This is a genomic window from Rhodopila globiformis (assembly GCF_002937115.1).
GTDB classification, from domain to species: domain Bacteria; phylum Pseudomonadota; class Alphaproteobacteria; order Acetobacterales; family Acetobacteraceae; genus Rhodopila; species Rhodopila globiformis.
In genome coordinates this window covers 1-17820 of record NZ_NHRY01000194.1, presented here as the reverse complement: position 1 = coordinate 17820, position 17820 = coordinate 1, and the positions used below count along the sequence as shown (strand labels likewise).

General features: G+C 66.8%; 12 protein-coding genes. 6 read left to right on the top strand and 6 right to left on the bottom strand.

Features of this window, described 5'->3' with window-relative positions:
* Positions 1-19 precede the first annotated feature (19 nt).
* Complete coding sequence (locus tag CCS01_RS17950; protein ID WP_104520147.1) at positions 20-427, bottom strand: MerR family transcriptional regulator; 408 nt, start codon at positions 425-427, stop codon at positions 20-22.
* Between the two features lie 460 nt (positions 428-887).
* Complete coding sequence (locus CCS01_RS17945) at positions 888-2543, bottom strand: long-chain-fatty-acid--CoA ligase (RefSeq protein WP_104520146.1); 1656 nt, start codon at positions 2541-2543, stop codon at positions 888-890.
* Between the two features lie 813 nt (positions 2544-3356).
* On the opposite strand from CCS01_RS17945, the gene CCS01_RS17940 reads away from it, so the two are divergent.
* Positions 3357-3635: an antitoxin gene (locus CCS01_RS17940; protein ID WP_104520145.1), complete on the top strand. Its 279-nt coding sequence runs from the start codon at positions 3357-3359 to the stop codon at positions 3633-3635.
* A gap of 8 nt (positions 3636-3643) precedes the next feature.
* Positions 3644-4030 carry a type II toxin-antitoxin system VapC family toxin gene (locus CCS01_RS17935; protein WP_104520154.1) on the top strand — a complete coding sequence of 129 codons (387 nt, stop codon included), beginning with the start codon at positions 3644-3646 and terminating at the stop codon, positions 4028-4030.
* Positions 4031-4925: 895 nt separating this feature from the next.
* Here CCS01_RS17935 and aceA read toward each other — a convergent pair.
* Positions 4926-6308, bottom strand: a complete 1383-nt coding sequence (aceA, locus tag CCS01_RS17930) for an isocitrate lyase (RefSeq protein WP_193540146.1) — start codon at positions 6306-6308, stop codon at positions 4926-4928.
* A 144-nt stretch (positions 6309-6452) separates the two neighbouring features.
* On the opposite strand from aceA, the gene CCS01_RS17925 reads away from it, so the two are divergent.
* The gene (locus tag CCS01_RS17925; protein ID WP_104520144.1) at positions 6453-7853 is read left to right on the top strand and encodes a helix-turn-helix domain-containing protein; all 1401 of its coding nucleotides are present in this window, start codon (positions 6453-6455) and stop codon (positions 7851-7853) included.
* Between the two features lie 558 nt (positions 7854-8411).
* On the opposite strand, the gene CCS01_RS17920 is transcribed toward CCS01_RS17925, so the two are convergent.
* Positions 8412-11462 (bottom strand): Rne/Rng family ribonuclease, encoded by a 3051-nt coding sequence (locus CCS01_RS17920; RefSeq protein WP_104520143.1) that lies wholly within the window; start codon positions 11460-11462, stop codon positions 8412-8414.
* Between the two features lie 637 nt (positions 11463-12099).
* Between CCS01_RS17920 and CCS01_RS17915 the strand changes: the two genes are divergently transcribed.
* The 3 genes from CCS01_RS17915 (at position 12100) to prfB (ending at position 16876) form a co-directional block, all read left to right on the top strand.
* On the top strand, positions 12100-12999 hold the full coding sequence (locus tag CCS01_RS17915) for an N-acetylmuramoyl-L-alanine amidase family protein (RefSeq protein WP_239992216.1): 900 nt from the start codon (positions 12100-12102) through the stop codon (positions 12997-12999).
* An 84-nt stretch (positions 13000-13083) separates the two neighbouring features.
* Entirely contained in the window at positions 13084-15714 is a 2631-nt protein-coding gene (locus tag CCS01_RS17910; RefSeq protein ID WP_193540145.1) for a penicillin-binding protein 1A, read from the top strand.
* Positions 15715-15744: 30 nt separating this feature from the next.
* Positions 15745-16876 (top strand): peptide chain release factor 2 gene (prfB, locus tag CCS01_RS17905; protein ID WP_104520141.1). Its coding sequence is split into 2 segments (ribosomal slippage): positions 15745-15813 and positions 15815-16876, totalling 1131 coding nucleotides; the frame shifts between segments, so codons are not numbered across the junction.
* 14 nt (positions 16877-16890) lie between these two features.
* Here prfB and CCS01_RS17900 read toward each other — a convergent pair.
* Together CCS01_RS17900 and CCS01_RS17895 are read right to left on the bottom strand one after the other, a co-directional pair.
* A complete protein-coding gene (locus tag CCS01_RS17900) occupies positions 16891-17505 on the bottom strand; it encodes a DUF1640 domain-containing protein (protein WP_146101830.1) in 615 nt (204 codons plus the stop codon).
* 55 nt (positions 17506-17560) lie between these two features.
* A partial coding sequence (locus tag CCS01_RS17895; protein ID WP_146101659.1) for a transposase occupies positions 17561-17820 on the bottom strand: 260 nt, incomplete at its 5' end.

Genomic DNA, 17820 nt, shown 5'->3' with positions numbered 1-17820 from the left:
TGTTGTCCTCCGTTCCGTGTCAGCCCGCCGCGCGGCGTGCGCGAGGGGCAGGTGATTGCAATGCCGCCTCGGTCTGGGCGGCGATGTCGTCGAGTTCGGCCAGCGCCTCGTCGATGGCCTGGCGTTGCGCGAGAAGCTGGGCGCGGCGCCTGGCCACGCCCGCGGCCAGCAGCTTCAGTTGCGCATGCTGGGTGACGTCGGTGTCGTAAAGATCGAGATATTCCTTGATCGCACTCAGCGAGAAGCCGAGCCGCTTGCCGCGCAGGATCAGGATCATGCGGGCGCGGTCGCGGGCGGAAAACACGCGGGTGGTGCCGGCGCGCTGCGGCGTGATCAGGCCCTTGTCTTCATAGAAACGGATGGCGCGCGGCGTCATGCCGAGCTGCTTCGCCAGTTCCGTGACTGTGTACAGCGATCCGTCGCTCATGGCGTGTGCCTCGGGCGTAGCAGGAGAGGTCTCCGCCCCCTCGTCATGGCCAGGCGTGTCCCGGCCACCCGCGCTTCGACGGCGGGGGGTGGATGGCCGGGACACGCCCTACGGGATGCACACATCTCGGAAACGGTCCGCCGTGGCGTTTCCCTTTCGTCATGGCCCGGCTTGTCCGGGCCACCTATTCCAGCACTTGTGCCGCGACAGGTGGCCCGGACAAGCCGGGCCATGACGATGGGGGAACGCTCTTGGCGCCCAGGCAAGCACTTGATTTTACCGTCATTTCCGACTCGTTTCCAGGATGTGTGCATTGCGTAGGGACACGCCCGGCCATGACGGAGAAAGCGTGCCCGGCCATGAGGAGAAAAGTGCGCCAAGCCGTGACGATGAGGCAACGGAGCTGCCAGATTCTTTTCCATCCGCCGCCGCGTCCCGTCAGGCATAAGCGCGCGCCCCGTCATGGTTGCGAGGTCTGCTTGGCATAAAGTGCGGTCATTTCGGCAATCAGCTCCTTGCGCGACAGCTTGCCGATCAGGGTCTTCGGCAGGCTGTCGCGGATTTCCACCCGCACCGGCAGTTCGATCGGCGAGACCCGATCGCGGAGGAAGTCGCGCAGCGTCTCACCATCCGCGGCCTCGCCTGGCCGCAGCGTTACGAAGGCCAGCGGCGCCTGGCCGCGATAATCGTCGGGGATGCCGATGACGATGGCCTCGGCGACCGCCGGATGTTCGTACAGCGCATCCTCGATGACCCGGGGATAGACGTTGTAGCCGCTGCAGATCACCAGGTCCTTCAGCCTATCGGTCACGTACAGGTAACCGTCGGGGTCGAGATAACCGGCGTCGCCGGTGCGCAGCCCGCCATCGACGAAGACGGCCCGCGTTTCCGCTTCCCGATTCAGGTAGCCCTGCATCACTTGCGGGCCGCGGACGCAGATCTCGCCTCGCTCGCCCGGCGGCAGGATGCGCCTGATGTCGTCGATGCCGCGGATTTCCACCTGCGTGCCCTGGACGACGATGCCGACCGAGCCGGGGCGGACCTCGCCGTCCGGCGGATTGGAGGCGACGACGGGCGAGGCTTCGGTCAGGCCGTAGCCCTCGATGACCCGGCAGCCGGTCAGCTTCTGGAAGCGCTCGCGGATTTCCGCCGGCAGCGGCGCGCCGCCGGAGACGCACAGGCGCAGGCTGGGGAACGTTACGCGGTGCTGTTCCGCCCTGGCCGCGATCGCGTTGTAGATCGTCGGCACGGCATGCATGATCGTCGGCTTGTCGCGCCGGAGCGAGCGCATCACGGCATCGATCTCGAAGCGCGGATGCAGGATCAGCTCGCCGCCGGCCAGGATGCTGGCGTTCAGCACCGACGTCATGGCGAAGACGTGAAAGAACGGCAGGATCGCCATGAACCGTTCCTCGCCCGGGCGCATGCTGGGCATGTGATGCAGGGTCTGCTGGGCGTTGATCGACAGGTTGGCATGGGTCAGCATCGCGCCCTTGGGCAATCCGGTCGTGCCACCGGTATATTGCAGCACCGCCAGGTCGGACGGATCGGCCGCCACCGGCGCCGCCGGCCCGCCCTGGGCCATCAACGTCCGGTAGGACACGACCTGCTCGCTCCAGGCTGGGTGCGCGAGCAGGCTGCGCTTGAAGACGGTGAACGCCGCCCGTTTGGTCGCCGGCAAGGCGTCGGCGAACGGGCAGACGACCACCCGCTTCAGGCCGGAGTCCGGCGGCAGCCCGAGCACCTTGTCGCAGATCGCGGCGAGGTCCGGCACGATCATGACGGTGGTCGCGGAGTCGACGATCTGCTGGTGCAGTTCGCGCGCGACATAGAGCGGGTTGTAGTTGACCACGACCGCGCCGGCCTTCAGCGCGGCGTAGTAGAAGATCACATAGTACGGCGTGTTCGGCAGGCACAGCCCGACCCGGTCGCCCGGCCGGACGCCCAGGCTCTGCAGGCCCGCCGCCGCCCGCCCGACCGCATCAGCCAGTTCGCCATAGGTCCAGCGCCGCCCGAGGAAACTCATCGCAGGACGATCGCTGAACCGGGCGGCGGTGTTGTCCAGCATAGCGGACACCGTCATCGGCTCCAGCGGCGCATGCGACAGGGCGTCCATTGGGTCCCTCCTGGGTTTGTTTTTCTCTGCCACCGGCACTGGATGGGCGTCAGGGGCGAGTTTTCGCCATCTAAACTATAGAGGTTGACGTAAAGGTCAAGCTGTTTCCCTTAACGGCACTATACTGTGATACCGACCGTCACGGCGTTTGAACGTTGGGAGCCGGTTCCAGCGAACCGCAGGTCGCCTGGGGACGGAGCAACGGCGCGTCGTCGTCATCGTCGTGGCGGGCGCGCAGGCTGGAAATGACGTGGACCGCCCGGCCGAACCTGTCTGCGGTTCCCTGCGACCGCACGAGTTGGCTCGCGCAACGACGCGTGTTGAGTCGCACGGACAAGGCAACGTCATAGCAGCGGGTTGGAGCGGGGACCCATCCCGCCTTGTGCCGCCACGATCGGTTCATGCCCGATAGCCTGCGTGCGCGGAGAAAGCCCCCGGAGGCGCAGAACAAGACCATCTGCTTTCATCCGCGTTCATCTGCGGTTCCCCAACCAGGCACTCGCGGCGTGGGACGAACCGACCGGCCGTGCGCGGGCCGGGACGCAACGTGGTTGTTCGTGCCGTGGAACAAGGGAACCGCAGATGAACACGGATGAACGCGGATGACGGCGGAGCGAACAGGCCGCGGCGTGCCATCCGGTCCGCTCCGCCGGAGCAAGGCATTGATCGCGGATATCGCCCGCAACGCGATCCCTCGGTCGGATTCGCCGACGAGAACCGGGCAGCGAACCAGGCCGCCGGTATTATTCCCTTCCTCGAAGCGAAACGCGACACGGATCGGCCTTGCACCGGGTGGCCATTTGGCATATGCTTATGGCATATACCACGAAGGCCAACACCGTGCCTCGGCCCAACCCCGCACCCCGCCGCGTCAGGCTCTTTCGCAACAACCGCAACCAGGCCATCCGCATTCCGGTGGAATTCGAACTGCCTGGCAGTGAGGCCATCATCAGCCGCGATGGTGATCGGCTCATTATCCAGCCGGTGCGCACTGGCACTTTGCTGGCGTTGCTGGCGAGCTGGGAGCCCCTGGACGAGGCGTTCCCTGACGTGGACGCGACCTTGCAGCCGCTTGCCGACGTAAACCTGTGACGCTCTACATGCTGGACACCAACACCGTGTCCGACATGATCAGAAATCCGGCCGGGAAGATCGCAAGGCGCATCGCCGAGGTCGGTGAGGACAACCTCTGCCTGAGCATCATCACTGCCGCCGAACTCAGATACGGGGCGGCAAAGAGCGGCTCCGCCCGCCTGTTGACCCGAATGGAAGCCGTGCTGGCGCGTGTGCCGATCCTGCCGCTCGACGTTCCGGTGGACGCCGAATACGGCGATATCCGCGCATCGCTGGAAGCGGCCGGCCAGCCCGCCGGCCCGAACGATCTGCTGATCGCGGCGCACGCCCGTTCAATGGGTGCGGTCGTCGTTACTGCCAATGTCAACGAGTTCCAGCGCATCCGGGGCCTGACGGTGGAAAACTGGATGTGATGCCAACGGCCTGTGCGGTGACGGTGATTGCTGTCCATAAGGGCCCGAGCTGAAATAACCGATCCATCGGAGCCGGCGCACCGGCCCCTCCACGCCATGGCGGGTGAAGGGCCCATAGGCGTAAAACAGGGCACAGGCGGCGCGACTGCTCAGTCGTCATGGCGGCCGCAGGGCCGTCATCCACGCGCGTTTCCATGGTATCAGCACTGTAAGGCGTGGATGGCGGCCCTGCGGCTGCCATGACGGGAACAGGCAGCCTGCCTCGCTCCACGCTATTTTGCAGATCCGGCCTTCATTATCCTGGCCATGACAGAAGGCACGGTGATCAACGTACAGCCATCGCGGCCGCAGGCCACCGGAATCCCTTCTCTGCGTGCTCTGCGCGCCGCTCTGCGATCTCTGCGTTGGAAAGCGGTGGCCGGGGCGCCATCGGCGTTGATGACCGGGCGACTCACCGGCAACGCCGCTCTTTGTGGCGGCACCGCATTTTTGCAACGCAGAGACCGCAGAGCGGCGCGCAGAGCACGCAGAGCCGATTGTGTTGCGGCCTGCGGTCGCGATGGCGCAAACGCGACCGGGCTGTTCCTGTTGCAACGCGCGGTTTGGCATTCAAGACAATGAGGGCCATAGCTATAACGCACATGGGGTGAAAGCCCGCCATCCACACCTTGCGATGCTGATCGCGGCAAAATGCGTGGGTGGCGGCCCTGCGGCCACCATGACGATGAAGGTGCGCCGTCGATCCGTCTCAACCTACCTGCGGTTTGCTTTATGCAGACGGCGCTGAACGCCCTTTTTCAGCGACAGGCTCGGGTCAAGCCGATCGCGCCGCCCCAACAAAAAAGCGGCGGAGCATTCGCCCCGCCGCAGACGCCTCCCCCAAACTTGGGCGTGCTTATTTCCCGCTGACGGCCCACTCATGATTATGCACCAGGCCGTCATCGTGCCGGTCGGACGCCGTGGTGACCTCGCCGGGGTCGTGATCGTGGAACTGGTCCGCCTCGGTCGAGCCGGCGAACGCCGTCGTGGACGACTGGCCGCCGGAGATCGCCGTCGCCACCGCATCAAAGTAGCTGACGCCGACCTCGCGCTGGTGACGGGTGGCGGTGTAGCCATCGGCCTCGGCGGCGAACTCGGCCTGCTGCAGTTCGCTGTAGGCCGCCATGCCGCGCTCCTTGTAGCCGCGGGCGAGGTTGAACATCGACAGGTTCAGGCTGTGGAACCCGGCCAGCGTCACGAACTGGAAGCGGTAACCCATCCGGCCGATCTCCCGCTGGAACGAGGCGATCTTCTCGGGCGACAGCTTCTTCTTCCAGTTGAAGCTCGGCGAGCAGTTGTAGGCCAGCATCTTGCCGGGAAACTGCTTGTGGATCGCGTTGGCGAACCGTTCCGCCTCATGCAGGTCGGGCTCGCTGGTTTCCCACCACAGCAGATCGGCGTAGGGCGCATAGGCCAGGCTGCGGGCGATGGCGTAGTCGTTGCCGGCGCCGGGCTTGATGCGGAAGAAGCCTTCCGGCGTGCGCTCGCCGGTGATGAACGGCCGGTCGCGCTCATCGACGTCGCTGGTCAGCAACTGCGCCGACTGCGCGTCGGTGCGGCACAGCAGCACGGTCTGGACGCCCTCGACATCCGCCGCCAGCCGCGCCGCGTTCAGCGTGCGGATGTGCTGCTGGATCGGCACCAGCACCTTGCCGCCCAGGTGGCCGCACTTCTTCTCGGACGCCAACTGGTCCTCGAAGTGCACGCCCGCGGCGCCGGCCTCGATCATCGCCTTCATCAGCTCATAGGCGTTCAGCGGGCCGCCGAAGCCGGCTTCCGCGTCGGCGACGATCGGCGCCATCCAGTAGGTGCCGTCACGGCCGCCTTCCATGGTGGCGATCTGGTCACAGCGGCGCAGCGCGTTGTTGATGCGGCGCACGACGTTGGGGACCGAATCGACCGGATACAGCGACTGGTCGGGATACATCTGGCCCGCGGTGTTGGCGTCACCGGCGACCTGCCAGCCGGACAGGTAGATCGCCTTGAGCCCGGCCTTGACCTGCTGCACCGCCTGATTCCCGGTCAGGGCACCCAGCGTGGCGACAAACGGCTCGGTCCTCAGCAGATGCCAGAGCCGGGCGGCGCCGATTTCCGCCAGGGTGTGACGGATGCGGAAAGAACCGGCAAGGCGTTCCACATCCGCCGGTGTATAGTCCCGCTTGATGCCGGCGAACCGGTCCGGATCGCGACCGGAACCAGCCATGCCGTCGGGAGCATACAGGGGGGTGGAAGAACGCATGACGGAGGTCTCCTTGATCCCTTTTTGAATAAGTGAATAATTGACATCGCTGCTGCGAAAAGCGAGAGCCTCGTTTGCCTTGACCGCGGCAATCTTGTCGTTGTCTTTACGAACACGTAAGCGAATTTGTAAAAGGTGTAAGAATTGAGCCGTGCTTTGATCGGCCGAACGGTGCGGCGACTGCGCACCGAGCGGGGATTGTCCCAGCAGGCCCTGGCCGCCCGGCTGGGCATCTCGGCCAGCTACCTGAACCTGATCGAGCACGACCAGCGTGCCGTCACCGCGTCGCTGCTGATCAAGCTCGGCGAAACCTTGCGGGTGGACCTCGGCGAGTTGTCCGGCACCCAGGAACGCCAGCTTCAGGTCGGCCTGCGCGAGGCGTTCGCCGATCCGCTGCTGGGCGCCGACTCCGTGGCGGAAGCGGAGGTCGAGGCCCTGGCCGCCAGCAGCCCCAATGCCGCGCGCGCGGTGCTGGCACTGTATCGCGCCTGGCGCGTGGCGCGCGAGGACGCCAACGGCATCGCCCTGCCCTCCGGCCGCCGCATCCTGCTGCCCAATGAGGAAGTGCGGGACTTCTTCGACGACCACGCCAACCACTTCCCGGCGCTGGAAGCCGCCGCCGAGGCGCTGGCCGCCGAACTGGCGCCGGAAGCGCCGGCCGAGATGAACCACGCGCTGGCGAACCGGCTGCGCGTGAAGCACGGCGTGCGCGTCAGCGTCCAGCCGCTGGACATGGCGCTGCGCCGGTACGATCCCTCCACCCGCAGCCTCGCTTTGTCCGAGTCGCTGCCGCGCGAGAGCCGCGGCTTCCATATGGCGTTCCAGCTGGCGATGCTGGAGGCGCGCGAGGCGCTGGAAATGGTCCTGAAGGAAGCGGCGCCATCGACGCCGGAGGCCGCGATGCTGCTGCGCATCGGCCTGCTGAACTACGTCGCCGGGGCGCTGGTGATGCCGTATGCGCCGTTCCTTGCTGCCGCGACCTCGCTGCGGCACGACATGGAGGCGGTCGCCGCGCGGTTCGGCGTTTCGTTTGAACAGGCCTGCCACCGGCTTTCGACCTTGCAGCGCATCGGCGCCCGGGGCGTGCCGTTCTTCTTCATGCGGGTGGATCCGGCCGGGAACGTGTCGAAGCGGTTTTCCGCCGCCGGGTTCCCGTTCGCCCGCTTCGGCGGGTCATGCCCGCGCTGGGTGGTGCATACCGCCTTCGCCCAGCCGGGCGTGCTGCAGATTCAGGTGGCGGAACTGCCGGACGGCGCAGCCTACCTATGCTTCGCGCGCACGGTCATGCAGCCGGTGGCACGCTGGGGCGAGCCGCGCCCGACCCATGTCGTTGCCATGGGATGCGCTCTGAGCAACGCGGCCGAGGTCGTCTATGCCGACGGGCTCGACCTGGATCGCGCGCGGGTCGGCATCGGCCTGTCCTGCCGCCTGTGCGACCGCCCCGACTGCGGCAGCCGCGCCTTCCCGCCGCTGGAGCACCGGCTGGCATTAGATCCGATGACCGCGGGCGCAACGCCGTACCGGTTCGAGACAAAGGCGCACTGAACGGCGGGCGGGCCGGAGCCGTCGCCGGGCGGGATGACGACGGCGGAGCATCGGGGCACGGCCGTTGCCTTACCGGCCGAAGCAGGGTCGTCGTCCCACCGGGCGGAGCAAGGTCTGCTCCCTCTCGTTATGGCCGGGCGTGTCCCTACGCAATGCACACATCTCGGAAACGGTCCGCCGCTGCGTTTCTCTTTCGTCATGGCCCGGCTCGTCCGGGCCACCTATTCCAGCACGTGTGCCGCGACAGGTGGCCCGGACGAGCCGGGCCATGACGATGGGGGAACGCTCTCGGCCGCGAGGCAAGCACTTGATTTTACGGTCATTTCCGACTCGTTTCCGGGATGTGTGCATCCCGTAGGGCGTGTCCCGGCCACGACGGTGAGGGAGAAGCCCTTGCTCCGCCACTCCGCTTATCCTGATACGCATGGGGCGTGTCCCCGCCATCTACGACACGCCCGGCCATGACGGGGAGGCAACGGGCCTGGCGCCAAATCCTTCTCCGGCCACCGCCCTATCCTCATAGCAACGGGAACACGCCCGGTCATGACGGAGACATGCCTACCGCCGCCACCAGCCGCGTTTCTTCTCGGGCGGGGTTTCACCGTCCGCGCCGACCAGGATGGGCCTGATCGCCGGTTCCGCCGGCGCCGGCTCCGGGGTGGCAATCTCATCCAGACCGTTCGTAACCGGTTGCGGCAAGTCGGCGGGACGCGCTTCCGAGGTCACCAGTTCCGGCGTCGCGGCCGGCTCCGGCGCTCCGGCGTTGACGATGTCCGGTTCTGCCGCCGGCGCCTCGGTCTGTGCTGGGGCCTCCTCAGCCTCGGCCGGCGCAGCGGCTTCAACGGCTTCGGTTGCCGCCACGGCCACCTCGGCAGCGGGCTCACCGAAGCCGGCTTCGGCTTCAGGCGCGCCGGTATTGGTGATCTCGTCGGACGGCGCACGCGGCGGCGACTTCGCTTCGGCCGCCTGCTCCGCCTGGTCCATCATGTCGAAGATGTCGAAGGCCCGTCCGCCGAACGGGTCCGCCGGTGTCGGTCCGGCATAGATTGGCGGCAGTTCCGGCTGCTCCGCGCCCGGGACCGAGAACGGAGACAACTCGCCGTCTCCATCACGCCGCCGGCGCCGCCCGCCGCGCCGCCCGCGCCTGCGGTTGCGGCTTTCGTCCTCGGCGGCGGCCGGAAGTTCGCCGCCTTCGCGCTCTTCCTCGGCCACGGCTTCGCCGCTTGCGGGCGCTTCCTCCGCGGCGGCCGGTGCGGCCTCGGCCTCGGTGACCGCATCGGCGGCAACCGGTTCTTCCGCGTCGGCGTCCGCGGCCTCGTCCGCCGCTTCGGCCGGCGTGCCGGTGGCCTGGTCCTCGCGCCGGTTGCTCCGCCGCCGCCGGCGCCGGCGCTTGCTGCCGCGACGGCGGTCGGCGTCGTCCCCGGCCGCGCCATCGCCTGCATCGGCGGCCCGCGCCTCATCGGTATCCTCGTCGCCTTCGTCTTCGTCGTCCTCAACCGGGACGACGTCCGGTTCCTCTTCCGGCTCGACCTCCATCACGGGCAGAGGCGGCAGCATGCGGTCCGGCGTGATAACCGGCGGAGCGTCTTCAGGCGCACGGATGCGGATCTTCTCGATCCGGTACTGCGGCGCGATCTGCGCGTCGTCGGCGGCGACGATCACCCGCATGGTATAGCGCAGCTCGATCTCCCGCAGCCGCTCACGCTTGTGATTCAATAGGTACAGCGCGACCGGCGTGGACACATGCACGGTGATCTCGGCCGAGCGGCGCTTGCTGCCTTCGTCCTCGATGCCGCGCAGCACGTGGATCGCGGCGTTTTCCGTGCTGCGCACGTGGCCGGTGCCGCCGCAATGCGGGCACGGGATGAAACTGGTTTCCGCGAGCGACGGGCGCAGGCGCTGGCGACTCATTTCCAGTAGGCCGAAATGGCTGATGTGGCCGATCTGGATGCGGGCGCGGTCGTTCTTCAGGGCGTCCTTGATGCGGCGCTCGACCATCGCGTTGTGCCGCTTCGACTCCATGTCGATGAAGTCGATGACGATCAGCCCCGCCAGGTCGCGCAGCCGCAGCTGGCGGGCCACCTCGTCGGCCGCTTCCAGGTTGGTGCGCAGCGCCGTTTCCTCGATGTTGCGCTCGCGTGTCGAACGGCCGGAGTTGACGTCGATGGCGACCAGCGCCTCGGCCTGGTTGATCACCAGGTAGCCGCCGGAGCGCAGCTGCACCGTCGGCAGCAGCATGCCGTCGAGCTGGGACTCGACCTGGTAGCGGGCGAACAGCGGCTGGCCGCCGTCGCGCCACATCTGCACTTTCCTGGCGTGCGAGGGCATCAGCATGCGCATGAACTCGTGCGCGGTGCGCCAGCCGTCCTCGCCGTCCACCAGGATCTCGTCGATGTCGCGGGAATAGACGTCGCGGATCGAGCGCTTGATCAGGCTGGCTTCCTCATAGATCAGCGCCGGCGCCACCGATTTCATGGTGTGCTCGCGGATGTCGTCCCACAGCCGCAGCAAGTATTCGCAGTCGCGCTTGATCTCCGGCTTCGGCCGGTTGGCGCCGGCGGTGCGGACGATCATGCCCATGCCGCGCGGGATGTCGAGCTCGGCCATCACCTCCTTCAGCCGACGCCGATCGGCGGCCGAGGTGATCTTGCGGGAGATGCCGCCGCCGCGGGGGGAGTTGGGCATCAGCACGCCGAAGCGGCCGGCGAGCGACAGGTAGGTGGTCAGCGCCGCGCCCTTGGTGCCGCGCTCCTCCTTGACGACCTGGACCAGCAGGATCTGCCGGCGGCGGATCACCTCCTGGATCTTATAATTACGTAGGAAACGAGGCGGCAGGCGCCGTTCCCGCGGCTCTTCGTTGGCATCCTGGTCGATGCCGCCGACGGTTTCCGGTGGCGGCAGGATTTCAATCCGCTCGCCGTCGGCATCGAAGGATTCGGTTTCATCCGAGTCCTGTTCGTCCTCGCCAGGCTCGTTCCCGCCCTCGATGGTTTCGATCCGCCCGGGCTGCGCCGCCGGCTCGGTTTCCGGCGATGGCGCCAGCAGCGGCGGAAGCGCCGGGCTGGCCCAGGCTTCCGCGTGCCGGGTTTCCGCCACGGCAGCCGGCGCCGCCGCGGGCGCTTCCGGCCCGGCCCCTTCCGGCCCGGTTGGCGCGGTCACCACCTCGCGCGCGATCAGCAGCGGAACGGACGGTCGTGCCCAATCCTCCGCTGCCGGCGCCGGTTTGGCAGGGGGCGCGGCCCGGGCCGGCGCGGCCTGCTGGCTCTCGCTGGCCTGGCTGAGCGCGAGTTCGAGATCCTCCTCCTCCTCCTCGCGCCGCGCTTCTTCCGCCTGCAGTTCCAACAGGCGCTGCCGATCGGCGACGGGGATCTGATAGTAGTCGGGATGGATTTCGCTGAAGGCGAGGAACCCGTGGCGGTTGCCGCCGTACTCGACGAACGCGGCCTGCAGGCTCGGTTCGACCCGAACGACCTTGGCGAGGTAGATGTTGCCCTTAAGTTGCTTCTTCGTCGATGTCTCGACGTCAAAATCCTCTAGTCGGTTACCGTCCAGCACCACCACGCGGGTTTCTTCCGCGTGCGTGGCGTCGATCAGCATGCGCTTCGTCATCTAGTCCTGAACTCCGATACGCCGTCTTGATGCGCGCGCCGGACCTCGTGCGGGTCCCGGACGGCGGACGGCTTGAAAGGCTTGCGGGAAGGGGCCCGCCCGACGGTTCAGGAAAACGATGGTGAACGGACCACACGATACCGATACCGCCCAATAAGCCGGGCGAAAGTCCAGATCCGGACAGGTATGGCACGTTGTGGTTCATCAATCCCCGGCGTTCGGTCGGCGCGTCCTGTTGTGAAAACGCAGCCCCGTGTGAAAGTCGTCGCTGACGCTGCCCCTGCCGCGAAAAGGTCCCGCGGCGGACAGATCCCGGCGCGCCACAAGTCCGCGGTGGCGGGCGCGACACGGACGGCGATGTGGCCCGGGCAACGCGGATCCTTCCCCACACTTGCCGGACTGAGACGGATCAGGACGGTCAAGGGATCACGCACTGCCGGAACGCCCCCGGGCATCGGGTCAAACGTGATCGCACTGAACCGACCGCGGTAAACCACAACCCCCGGTAACACCACCGGAGCACGTTGACCATGAAGCAAAGCCGCCTTCACCGCAAGCAGATCATGGCGCCCGGTTATGAACTCGCTGTAATCAATAACAAAGCTGCGGAATCGAACCCGATATGTTAAAGGCGGTCATGCTCTCCGCTTCCGTCGTCACACGTCGTCTGTTGCTGCAACGTCTTGCAGCAGGGACGTCTGTTGTCGGCACGTTCCTGCTGCCGCCTGCCCTGCACGACGCGGCGGCGGCCCGTCCCGATCCCCACCACACTGCACACAAGAAGTCCACCACACACCGCTCGGCCGCCACCAGGGCACCGCTTCCCCTGGTGATGCTGGATCCCGGGCATGGCGGCAAGGATCCCGGCGCGATCGGCGTGTCGGGCACGTTCGAGAAGAATATCTCGCTGGCCACCGCGCTGGAACTGAAGCGACAGCTCGAGGCCAGCGGCCGCTACCGGGTGGAACTGACGCGTGCTCGCGATGTTTTTATCCCTCTGGATGGCAGGGTGGACCGGGCGCAGCACAAGGGAGCGGCGCTGTTTGTCTCCATGCATGCGGATGCCCTGACCGATCATTCGGTGCGCGGCGCCTCGGTGTACACGCTGGCGCAGACGGCGTCCGACGCGCAGACCGCCGCCCTGGCGCGGCGGGAAAACAGCGCCGACCGCTACATCGGCCGGAGCTGGCAGGACACCTCGCCGGAGGTTTCCCGTATTCTCGCCAGCTTGGTACGGCAGGAAACCCGCATCGGGTCGGTGCGGATCGCCCGCGATCTCGTCGGCAGCCTCGACCAGGACCTGCCGATGCTGCCCAATCCGGACCGGCATGCCGCCTTTGTCGTGCTGAAGGCCACCGACATTCCAAGCGTGCTGGTGGAGATGGGTTTCATGTCCAACCCGCACGATGAGGCGGCGCTGCGCCAGGCGGCGCACCGGCGGCTGGTTGCGCAGGCGATGCATCGCGCGGTGGATGCCTATTTCGCCGGATTTGGCCACCTCACCTGGGACTCGCCAACCGGCCCAGCCCGCAGTTGAACGCCCAGCGACCCGGCACCGGCATCACGGCAGGCAGGCAATCCCGTTGCTGGCGAATTTGAACAGAAACGCTATACCCCCCCGATGACAGGACCACTGACCGCCGGCGAGAGACTGGCGCCTTCCAACCGGCCGGAACCGGGCAAGCCTGACAAGCAGGCGCCCCGACCGCCGCGCAAGACCCCGGGCAAACCGCCTCGGCGCGATGGCATCCTGGTGCGCATCGCGCGCGGCATCCTCGGGGCCGTGGCCGCCGTCGTGCTGCTGGGCGGTCTGGGCGGCGCCGCGGTGGGCTGGATCGCGTACCAGCATTTCGCCGCCGACCTGCCCGATGTCGATGGCCTGCGGAACTACCAGCCGCCGGTCATGAGCCGGGTTTATGCCGGTGATTCCCGCCTGCTGGCGGAGCTTGCGACCGAACGGCGGATTTTCGTGCCCGTCAGCGCGATCCCCGAAATCGTCAAGCGGGCGTTCATCTCGGCCGAAGACCAGAACTTCTACTCGCATGGCGGCATCGATCCCTTGGCGATCGCGCGTGCCGGCGTGTTCGATCTCCTGCATGCCGGCCAGGGCCGCCGGCCGATCGGCGCATCGACGATCACCCAGCAGGTTGCCAAGAACATGCTGCTGGACAACCAGATGTCGCTGTCGCGCAAGGTGAAGGAAGCCATCCTGGCGATGCGGATCGAACAGACCCTCAGCAAGGACCGGATTCTCGAACTCTATCTGAACGAGATCTACCTCGGCCTTGGCTCCTACGGGGTCGCCGCGGCGGCGCAGGCCTACTTCAACAAGCCGATGGACCAGCTGACGATCGCGGAAGCGGCGTTCCTGGCCGGGCTGCCGAAGGCGCCGAACAACCTCAATCCGTTCAAGTATCCCGACGCCGCGCGGGCGCGGCGCGACTATGTGCTTGATCGCATGGCCGAGGATCACGTCATCACCGCTGCCCAGGCAGCCAGCGCCAAGGCCGAGCCGATCGTGCCGTCGGAATTCCACCGTCCGCCGCCGATACCGGGCGCCGACTGGTTCATGGAGGAAGTGCGGCGGCAACTCGTCGCGCGGTTCGGGCAGGACGCCACCACCCAGGGTGGATTGATGGTCCGCACCAGCCTGGACCCCGCGCTGCAGATCGCCGCCGAGAAATCGGTGCGTAACGGGTTGATGGCCTACGACCGCAAGATGGGCGGCTGGCGGGGTCCGGTGACGCACCTCTCCCTTGCGCCGGCGGGTTTCGAAACCCAGTGGCCGGCGGCATTGAACGAGGTCGCCCGCCCGCCCGGCATGCTGCCGAACTGGAAGCTGGCGGTCGTCGCCAGGACCACCGAGTCCGAAGCCAGGGTCGATTGGCTGAGCCCGACCGGTGAGCGCAGGACAGCGGTGCTGGCGCTGCAGGACCTGGCCTGGGCCCGTCCGGTGCATGACGGCAAGCCGGACCCGGCGCCGCGGCGCATCACCGACGTGGTCCAGACCGGCGACGTGGTGATGATCGAGCCGCCGTCCGCGCAGCCGGCGGCACCGGCGCCGGCCACGGTCAAGGGCAAGGCGCCACCACTGGTTCCCGCCGCCAACCGTGCAACGCTGCGGCAGATTCCGCAGGTGGAGGGCGCGCTGGTTTCACTGGACCCGCAAACCGGGCGGGTGCTGGCCATGGTCGGCGGATGGAGCTTCGAGCAAAGCCAGTTCAACCGCGCCACGCAGGCCAACCGCCAGCCCGGCTCCAGCTTCAAGCCAATGGTTTACCTGACTGCGCTGGAGAAAGGCATCTCGCCGAGCCAGCGCTTCCTGGATGCGCCGATTGTCATCGATACGCCCGAGGGCCGTTGGCGGCCGGGCAACTATGAGGGCAACTTCGGCGGCCCGATGTCCATGCGGGTGGCGCTGGAGGAGTCGCGGAATCTGGTGACCCTGCGCATCGCCCAGCGTGTCGGCATGAAGGCCATCGCGGATAACGCCATCGCATTCCATATGGTCGATTCCATGCCACGGGTGCTGCCGGCCGCGCTTGGCGCGGTGGAGACGACCGTCCTGCGTGAGGCCCAGGCCTATGCCTCACTGGCCACCGGCGGGCGGGAGGTGACCCCGACCCTGATCGACAGCGTGCAGGACCCGGACGGGCACGTGGTGATGCGGGCCGAGGGGCTGACCTGCGCCGATTGCAGCAATGCGGCGACGCCGCCGACGATCACCGACAGCCGGCCGCAGATCGCCGACGCCGCCAGTGTCTTCCAGCTTGAGATGATGATGGAGGGGGTGGTGCAGCGCGGCACCGGCGTCGCGGCCGGCAAAGGGCTGAACCGGCCGATTGCCGGCAAGACGGGCACGACGCAGGACTTCGCCGATGCCTGGTTCGCCGGGTTCACCCCCGATCTGGTGACAGTCGTATGGGTCGGCTACGATACCCCGGCGTCGTTGGGCAACAACGAAACCGGCGGGGCCGTGGCGGCGCCGATCTGGCATGACTATATGGCCACCGCGCTCGCCGGCCATCCGGTGCTGTCGTTCCCTGTCCCGCCCGGCGTGACCCTGGCGCAGTGGGAGAGTGGCACCGGCACCGTCACCGACGCGTTCAAGCCTGATCAGGTCCCGGGTGCCTCCGGTCCCGTGGGAGGCGGTGGTGGCGGGGCGTTCAGCACCTCGACGGGCGATGGATCGTCTGCGCCCTCGCCGAATGCCCCCGGCGGGGTTGATAACAGCATGGGCGGGCTGTATTGACCCGCCCCTTGCAGAGAGCAGTGCAGAACCATGTCCGCTGAATCCGACGCCCTGAACGAACAGATCAAGCAGTCCGTCGCGCTGCTGAGGAGGCATCTTTGACTGGGATGTCGCCGAAGGCCGCCTCGCGGAACTGAACAACCGCGCCGAAGACCCGGCGCTGTGGAACGACCCCGCCGCCGCGCAGAAGGTGATGCGGGAGCGCAACCAGCTCGCCTCGGCGATGGAAGGCGTCCAGAAGCTGGAAGCCGAGGTCACCGACGCGATGGAACTGATCGCGATGGCCGAAGCCGACGGCGACGCCGCCATGGCCGCCGAGGCGACGGCATCCCTGCGCGCCGCGGCCGAGGAAGCGAAGCGGCGCGAGATCGAAAGCCTGCTTTCGGGCGAGGCTGACGGCAACGACTGCTATGTCGAGCTGAACTCCGGCGCCGGCGGCACCGAGGCGCAGGACTGGGCCGAGATGCTGATGCGCATGTATATGCGCTGGGCCGAGCAGCACGGCTACAAGGTGCAGGTGATGGAAGAGAGCGAGGGCGAGCAGGCCGGCATCAAGTCCGCGACGCTGCAGATCAGCGGGCCCAACGCCTATGGCTGGCTGAAGACCGAGGCTGGCGTGCACCGTCTGGTCCGCATCAGCCCGTTCGACGCCAATGCTCGGCGACAGACCAGCTTCGCCAGCGTCTGGGTCTATCCGGTGGTGGATGACTCCATCGAGATCGAGATCAACGACGCGGACCTGAAGGTGGACACTTACCGCGCCTCGGGTGCCGGCGGCCAGCACGTCAACAAGACAGAGAGCGCAATCCGCATCACGCACATGCCGACCGGAATCATCGTCGCCTGCCAGACCGACCGCAGCCAGCATCGCAACCGGGCGACGGCCATGGCGATGCTGAAGGCGCGCCTGTATGAGGCCGAACTGCAGCGGCGCGAGGCGGCCACGGCGGCGCAGGAGAGCGCGAAGACCGACATCGGCTGGGGCCACCAGATCCGCAACTACGTGCTGGCGCCCTATCAGTTGGTGAAGGACCTGCGGACGGGGGTCGAGAAGGGCAATCCGGACGCCGTGCTGGACGGCGACCTGGATGCGTTCATGGCCGCGGCGCTGGCGGCCCGGGCCGGCGCGACGCGGTCGGAGGCAAGCGCGAACGCGCGATAGAAAGGTTGTTCGCGTTACTTGATCACCGCCAGCGCCGCGAGACCGGCGCCATAGGCGGTGATCAGGACGCCCAGGATTCCCCACAGATACGTCTTGGTCGGAACGTCAGCAAATCGTTGGATCATCTCATTTCGTAGTTCCGCGATCTCTTTGGTAACCTCGCCTCGCAGACCCCCGATCCCAGCTGTCGTCTCGGTTCGCAGACCTTCGATCTTGGCGGTCATGTCGCTTCGTAGAGTCCCGAACTCTGAAGCGACCTCGGTCCGAAGATCGGCAACTTCCTTGGTGACTTCGGTCCGAAGATCGGCAACTTCCTTGGTGACTTCGGTCCGAAGATCGGCGATTTCTTGGGTGACTTCGGTTCGAAGATCGGCGATTCCTTGGGTGACTTCGGTCCGAAAGCCGGCAATTTCTTTGGCAACCTCGGTCCGAAGATCGGCAACCTCGGCTTTGGTTGCCAGGTTGGGCAGCGTCGCGGTCAGGGTGGCATCGATCCGCACAATCATGGGCTCAAGCCGGGACAGTACCGACTTGACGTCCCGCATGTCTTCCTCGAGCCGCGCGACACGATCTTCCATGGGAAGATGGTACGGCACACGAGTATCCGCTTCAACAGACAAATTGGTCATCTGCTGTGCTCTTGCAGACATGAATACTGCAATCCGACTCAATACATAACCCGAACTATGGATAAGCCTCGAGCTTTTTGCCTTTGCGCAAGATGGACGGCTTGCCGGGTCTGTAGGCGTAAGCGACGAGACAGGACAGGATATGGACCATGGCATTGATGGGCGATCTGTGACGTGAATGCTCAAGGCCCATCTGGCATTTGAGGATGTCGAACACGGTCTCGATGACGAAGCGCCCTCGCAGCATACGCTTGTCGACCAGCGGCATCAGCTGGTTGCGCATATTGCGCCGGATGCCGGTGATCAGGTGCAGGC